Origin of the sequence: Actinomadura sp., from assembly GCF_044508335.1 — a bacterium.
Classification (GTDB): Bacteria; Actinomycetota; Actinomycetes; order Streptosporangiales; family Streptosporangiaceae; genus Spirillospora.
In genome coordinates, this window is the sequence record NZ_JBIQHY010000196.1 from 1 (window position 1) to 6,333 (window position 6,333).

6 protein-coding genes are annotated in these 6,333 nt (G+C 68.2%); 3 read left to right on the top strand and 3 right to left on the bottom strand.

Going from position 1 to position 6,333, the window contains the following annotated elements:
- The coding region (locus ACIWVC_RS33750; RefSeq protein ID WP_396455094.1) for a MarR family winged helix-turn-helix transcriptional regulator at positions 1-461 on the bottom strand (461 nt) is incomplete at its 3' end.
- Between ACIWVC_RS33750 and ACIWVC_RS33755 the strand changes: the two genes are divergently transcribed.
- Positions 460-948: a pyridoxamine 5'-phosphate oxidase family protein gene (locus ACIWVC_RS33755; protein ID WP_396455095.1), complete on the top strand. Its 489-nt coding sequence runs from the start codon at positions 460-462 to the stop codon at positions 946-948. The genes ACIWVC_RS33750 and ACIWVC_RS33755 overlap by 2 nt on opposite strands.
- 21 nt (positions 949-969) lie before the next feature.
- Here the strand turns inward: ACIWVC_RS33755 and ACIWVC_RS33760 are convergent, their stop codons facing one another.
- Positions 970-1,770: an SAM-dependent methyltransferase gene (locus tag ACIWVC_RS33760; protein ID WP_396453066.1), complete on the bottom strand. Its 801-nt coding sequence runs from the start codon at positions 1,768-1,770 to the stop codon at positions 970-972.
- Between the two features lie 167 nt (positions 1,771-1,937).
- On the opposite strand from ACIWVC_RS33760, the gene ACIWVC_RS33765 reads away from it, so the two are divergent.
- Positions 1,938-2,630: a class I SAM-dependent methyltransferase gene (locus ACIWVC_RS33765; protein WP_396453064.1), complete on the top strand. Its 693-nt coding sequence runs from the start codon at positions 1,938-1,940 to the stop codon at positions 2,628-2,630.
- 39 nt (positions 2,631-2,669) lie between these two features.
- On the opposite strand, the gene ACIWVC_RS33770 is transcribed toward ACIWVC_RS33765, so the two are convergent.
- On the bottom strand, positions 2,670-5,111 hold the full coding sequence (locus ACIWVC_RS33770) for a DUF4429 domain-containing protein (protein ID WP_396455096.1): 2,442 nt from the start codon (positions 5,109-5,111) through the stop codon (positions 2,670-2,672).
- Positions 5,112-5,432: 321 nt separating this feature from the next.
- On the opposite strand from ACIWVC_RS33770, the gene ACIWVC_RS33775 reads away from it, so the two are divergent.
- Complete coding sequence (locus ACIWVC_RS33775; protein WP_396453060.1) at positions 5,433-6,296, top strand: DUF6745 domain-containing protein; 864 nt, start codon at positions 5,433-5,435, stop codon at positions 6,294-6,296.
- Positions 6,297-6,333: the final 37 nt, after the last annotated feature.

Below are 6,333 nucleotides of genomic sequence, written 5' to 3' on the forward strand. Positions count from 1 at the left end.
CGTCTGCGGATCACGCCGTCCACGTTGAAGCGGGATAGGAGTTCGGCGAGTAGTGCGCGTGTTTCGTCCACGCGGTCCCTGCCGAATTCATCGGCCAGTTCCGCGTCGAGGGCCGCGCGATGTCTGCGGGCGGCATCGACTGCCGCCTGGCCGTAGTCGGTGAGGTACAGCAGCTTGGCGCGTGCGTCGTGGGGGGACGGATCGCGGGTGAGCAGTCCGCGGCGCTCAAGGTCGGCGACGGCCTTGGACGCGGCCTGCTGGCTGACGTTCATCCGTTCGGCGAGGGAAGTGATCGACAGCGGTCCGGCGAGCACGTGCTGGATCACGACCCCGTCGTTGAATCGCAGCTCGCCGAAGCCGTCGGCCGCCAGCCGCCGTTGAACCTCGTCGGCCATGGCCCAGCCCGCGAACAGAGCGGCCAGTGACAGGTCGATGTTCTCGGGCGTAGGATGCACAACCATGGTTGTGGATTCTAACAAGGCCGAGGCAGGGCCGCTCGACGACTTCGTCCGCATCGCGCACCGCATCGTCTGGTGCTCCCTGGCCACGGTGGATCGGAACGGCCGTCCGCGCTCCCGCGTCGTCCATCCCTACTGGGAGCGCGGTGAGAACGGCCTCACCGGCTGGATGTTCACCCGCTCGGCTTCGCCGAAGATCGCACACCTCGGCCACCGTCCCTACGTCTCGTGCTCGTACTGGGACCCGGCGCAAGAGGTCGCGGTAGCCGAGTGCGAGGGGGAGATCGCCGACGATGAGGCGACCCGGGTCAGGGTCTGGGACCTGTTCGCGACGGCGGCGGAACCACTCGGCTACAACCCGCGGATCATGGGCGTCGAGGACCATCGCGACACGGGCGTCACCGTGATCAAAATGACTCCGTGGCGGCTGGTCACGCTGAACGGCTCATGGCGGCGGGACGCAGCCGTGCCCAGGGAGTCGGTCGGGTGACCGGCCCCATGAAGCCGCGGATTACGGTAGGCGGCCGACGCCGCCGGTGATCTTCAGGCGGGTGGGCAGCGGTTCGATGTCGGGCCGCCACTGCTCGACATCGACCAGGCCGGGCGGCAGGAGCTCGAACCCGTCGAAGAAACGCAGGACCTCCTCCCGGTCCCGGAAGTAGGTCTCCACCGGGGTGCCGTCGGCGACCGCGCGCAGCTGCGCCATCGCCTCCGGGTCGCTGTGCGCGGCGAACTGCGACAGCACCAGATGGCTGCCGGGGACCAGCGGAGCGCAGAACCGGCGGACGAGCCCGGCCGGATCCTCGGCATCGGGGACCAGGTGCAGCACCGCCGCCAGCAGCACCGCGACCGGCTCATCGAAATCGAGCAGGTCCTGCTGCCGCACCTGCTCCAGGATCGCGTCCGGCTCGCGGATGTCCGCCTCCAGGCAGGTCACCCCGGGCGTGGTGGCCAGGAGGGCATCGTTGTACACCTTCACGACCGGGTCCCGGTCGACGTAGACGACGCGCGCGGCGGCGACCTCGCCGACCGCCTCGTGGACGCTGGGTGAGGTGGGCAGCCCCGTGCCGAGGTCGAGGAACTGGCGGACGCCGCTCTTCGCCAGATACCGGACAGCGCGGATCACGAACGCCCGGTTCGCCCGCGCGAGCAACCGCTGGTCGGGCACGACGGCCAGCACCGCCTCGGCGGCCTGCCGGTCGACGTCGTAATTGTCCTTGCCGCCCAGCAGGTAGTCATAGATGCGCGCGGCACTCGGCTTGCTCTGATCGACCGGGGTGTTCCCGGACTGCGAGCCGCCCACGGCCCTCACCGCCCGCCTTGTACCAAATGCCCGTCTACCGATTGCACGATGGTAACGCCGTCCAAGGAACCCTCTCCCTTCGCAAATAGAACATTTCGGTGTCGCCCGGAGACGCGCTTCGATGACCTCGACGGGGCCGCAACGCAGCCCATGCGCTGATGGGACACAATGCCGGAGTGACGCGGTTGCTCGATGATGAGGCGCTGGTGCGCTCGTCGGTCGTGGCGAACTGCGCGATGAACCGCGAACGGTCCCTCAACGGCGCCAATGGCTACGGTCGAGAACTCGGCATTGACGTCATGGCCGAGCTGAGCACCTGCGCCAGGACGGCAGCGCCCGTGCGGTGGCTGGACGTGTGCTGCGGGAGTGGACGGGCTCCGGCCGAAGCGGCCGGGCTCCTGGCCGATCGCGGCCGCACAACCCAAGCCGAGATCATCGGGCTGGACTTGGTGGACCAGTTCGTCTCAGGCAGCCGTCCCCCGCTTCTGCGTCTGATCAGCGGCTCGGTGACCGAGTGGGTCCCTGACGGCCGCTTCGACCTCATCACCCGCGTGCATGGGCTGCATTACGTGGGCGACAAACTCGGCGTCCTGAGCCGCATCGCCTCGTGGCTCACCGGCGATGGGCTCTTCGTCGCCAACTTCGACGCCCGCTCGGTCCGCCGGACGGACGGCACACCCGCCGGCCGCCGGCTCACCGCCCGACTGCGCGCCCAAGGGTTCGCCTATGACTCCGCCCGCCGCCGCATCTCCCGCCGCGGAGGCGGGGAGGTACGGCTCCCGTACCGGTATCTCGGAGCGGACGATCAAGCCGGCCCCAACTACACCGGGCAGCCCGCCGTCGACTCGTTCTACGAACCGCTCCCATGAAGGGGTCTGCGACGACCGCCTCGTCATGAAGGCACGGGTTCAGTCGTCCTCCGACAGTTGCCGGCGACAGCGCCGCAGGCGCTTCTCAAGCCGGTCTCGTGTGGTTGCCGCCTTGGGTGGCTCTTGAAGAGCCTGGACGATCACCTTCTCCGCCTCCGCGTAGAGCCCGCGCTTCACCAGCCAGATACTGAGCCGATCGGCCACTCTGGAATCGGTACTGCCCGCGGCGACGGCTTCGCGGTAGGCGGCGATGGCGGCTTCCTGGTCGCCGTCCTTCTCCGCATGCCGCCCGGCGTCCTCCGCCAGAACGGCGACGGTGACTCCATCGTCCTGGCTTGTTGCAAGCGCCTTCAATTCAGTGCGCAGACGCTCGCCGCGGTGGGCGCTCATGTTTCCATGGCGGTCGCTGCCGTGGGAGACCGCGAGAAGGTAGCGCGCCGGGCCGGCCCTCAGCGGAATCGGCACCCTGCGGTAGAGATCGAGCAGCATGGGGACATGTGGTGCCGAGCAGACGTACTCGAACAGCTCTGACCATGCCTCGCCATTGCTCCTGTCGAAGCGCAGGCAGTTGAAATATCCGTTGAGCGTGTCGTCACGCCGACCCTTCTGGAAACGTACAGATCGCGCGTACAAGAGCCAGGCATCTGCCACCTTCGGGTCGGCTGCCCGTTCCAGTTTCCGGATGAGCGGATTGATCCTGCGTTCCAGGTCCGGCCAGGTGTTGCGCGGCCGGTCACCCGACCATGTGTCCATGGCCTGGGCATAGTCCGCCTCCGCGCTCGCAAGGGCCTGCCGCGCCGCGACATGGCGGCCTTGCAGGACGGGCGGGGGCCCATCGAGCCGTCCGAGCAGCTTGTCGACGGCCTTGGCGATGTCCGGTACGCGGCTGAACAGCGACGGCGGCAGACCGAGCGGGCGCGGATCGATCAGGAGAACGACCTGCATGCCCGCGATGTTCTCGTAGAACTCCGCAGGGCAGGAGGGCAGCCGCCCCTCATGGGAGTCCGCGAAGTCGATGATCGCACGATGGACTCGACCGCAGATCTCCTTCGAGATGAAACCGACATGGTAGGTCTGCACGAACACCGCTACGGCATCCGGGTATTCGGAGAAACGTGGCTCCGGCACGAGCACCGCGGTTCGTACGCCGTCATCCGCCGGCTCCCCGGAGGCCAGGCGCATCTCGTGCTCGTGGTGGACTTCACCGACGACCTCGATTTCGACGTCGCCCGGTAACCACGCCGGTGAAGAGACGAGTTCTGGCAGGCGGGAAGGCGTCGTCCTCGGCGGGTCCACGACAGGCCATGTCCCGTGACGCCCCTCTCTGGCCGAACGATCCGGCTCCATTCGAGGGCCGGGGCCGGCCGTGGGTTCGTGGCCGGTTCTATGCGGCTTCGCCGGCCGTGTGGAGGGTGCCGCATCGTAAGGAACAGTTGATGGATCGATGTTGGACGCGCGGTTGGCGTCCACCGTGTGGCGCAGCAATGAATACAGCTGATGAAATTCGTTGCGCTTCCTCCAGGTGAAGATCACCGTGTTGGGATCCGAGGCGGCGTTCCCCACGCCGAGGGACGGCGGTGCCACACCGCCGAGCCCCAGCTGGAGATATCCGTTGGTCAGCCGCGTGGGCTCCGTGTATTTGACCTCAGAGACAGCGCTGAATGGGATGCGGCGAGGCTCTTGACTGTGCCCAAGTAATTTCGCATTGAGCCCACTGTGAAGGAGGACCAGCGCGTCCCCCTCAAGGAGAATGCGCCCGTTCATGCCCACGTACTCCGACGTGGTCGGTGGCGTGGGCTGGGGTGCGGAACTTCGCGAGGGCACGACTGGGGCCGGCGGCTGTGCGGCCTGCTGTTCCGCGGGACTCACGGGAACCCAGAGCTGCCATCCGGGCGGTGGGTGCGGCCATGAAGGATCCGGCCGCCACCCGGGCGGAGGCGTCCAATCTGGCGGAGGAGGCGGCCAGGTCGGCGGCGGATTGAACCGCCACCCCGACATTTCCGGTGCCGGCACCGCGGGACTCGCGTGAGATGGTGCGGGATTCGGGCCCGGCACCTGTACCGAGGGCACGGCGGCAGAGTTCTCGGCAGCAGCCGCAGCCTGCTCGATGACCCTTAGGACGTGAGGCACATCGGTGCCGTGAACGTCCCCGAAATCGATCTCCTCGCCATCGACGTCGACAACGAGCAGGAACTCCCGTTGCTTGTAGGACGGACGTGTGCGCGCAGAGGCCACCGCCGACAGCGGCAACTCAACCACCGGCCCTTGACTGACCAGGGTCTGCACGTTGAAACCCAGGACACGCTTGTCGGAGACCCCTATGTGGGTGAGCGTCGGGAGCGCCTTCACCGTGGTGACCAGCGCCAAGACGATCTCACCGGTCGCCAGACGAGCACCGAGAGCACTCAGTAGCGCATTTGTTTGATCCGGAGGTATTTCCACCCCGAGATAGGGCGGCTCCGGAGGCACCGAAACAGCCATCTAAACCCCCACCGAGCACCGTCGCAACCCATGCTGGCACGACTCACGGCGGGCAAATTGAGATGGCCGCCAACGGCCTCCCTCCACCAGGGCGCGGAGGAAGAGAGATCACGATTTTCAGCGCGTGGTGGCAGCGTGGTCGTCCACCAGATGGAGAGCCCGCGCATGCGGCTTGCGACGCTTGTTTTGTTGAGGTGGTTGGTAGCTCTGGGGCGGGGTGGGCGGGGGGCGTGGCGCTGGTATGCGGTTGCGCGAGGCGCACGGGGCGGGTCATCATCGGGGCATGATCTCCAACCGAAAGGGCGGCGACGCCCAGGCGCGGTGAGCGCGCCCGCGCGGCGCGTAGACGCCGCCGAACCTCTGACCGGCCTTCCTCGCAAGAGCGCACGCGGTGTGTGGCAGGAGGCCACCAAGATCCGTCGGGAGTGGCTCGAACAGGGCCTGTCCACGCAGCCCGCCGACCGCAAGAAGGCCGAAGACGCCATCGCCGGCCTGTACACGAGGATGTTCCGTCCCCGGCCCCGGTTCCAGTGGGTCGACTCTCCGCACCAGGCGATCCCGCTCGTCGCCGGCCTGCCCACGCTCGACCGGCTGTACGAGCGGATCCGGGAGCCGCGCCCGCAGGGACCGCCGCCGGTGGCCAGCGATCTGGCCATGGTCGCGAGTCAGCTGCGCGGCTCGCTCAGCGCCGGTGTCGTCCATCCAGATCCTGAGCTGACGCCGGTGCGCAAGGGCAAGCACAAGGAGCCGTGGCCGGAGCTGCCGCCACTGGAGGCGCTCGACGCGGGGGTTCCCGTGGGCGTCGTGCTCCACCAGGGCATCCATACCGCCCTGCATCGCAGCCTCGCGCACGGATTCCGCCGGCCCGTCCGTGCCGCACTGGCCGGCGGACCTGTGCCGGTGTGCTGGTACGGGCAGCAGGATGCGGCGTGGGTCGCCTACTACGACGCCCTCCACCGGCTCGGGCTGGCCCGGTACGGCACGGACGCGTTGGACCACCTTGGCCTTTGGGCCGCTCTTGCGCGCTCGTGCGGCTGGTGGTGGCCCGGCGAGGACGTGTGCGTCGTGGTCGAGCGCCCCGAACTCGTCCTTACCGAGCCCGTTCCCGGGACCTGGCACGGGGAGGTCCGGCTCCGGCGCGGCGGCGTACGCTACCGCGACGGCTGGCACCCGCTGCTGAGCTGACCGCAGTGCCGGGACGAGAGCCGTTTCTCGTCCCGGC

What these genes read in the sequence shown, in the direction of transcription:
- ACIWVC_RS33755 (WP_396455095.1), top strand. Translation starts at nt 460, where the DNA reads ATGGTTGTGGATTCTAACAAGGCCGAGGCAGGGCCGCTCGACGACTTC.
- ACIWVC_RS33770 (WP_396455096.1), bottom strand. Translation starts at nt 5,111, where the DNA reads ATGGCTGTTTCGGTGCCTCCGGAGCCGCCCTATCTCGGGGTGGAAATA.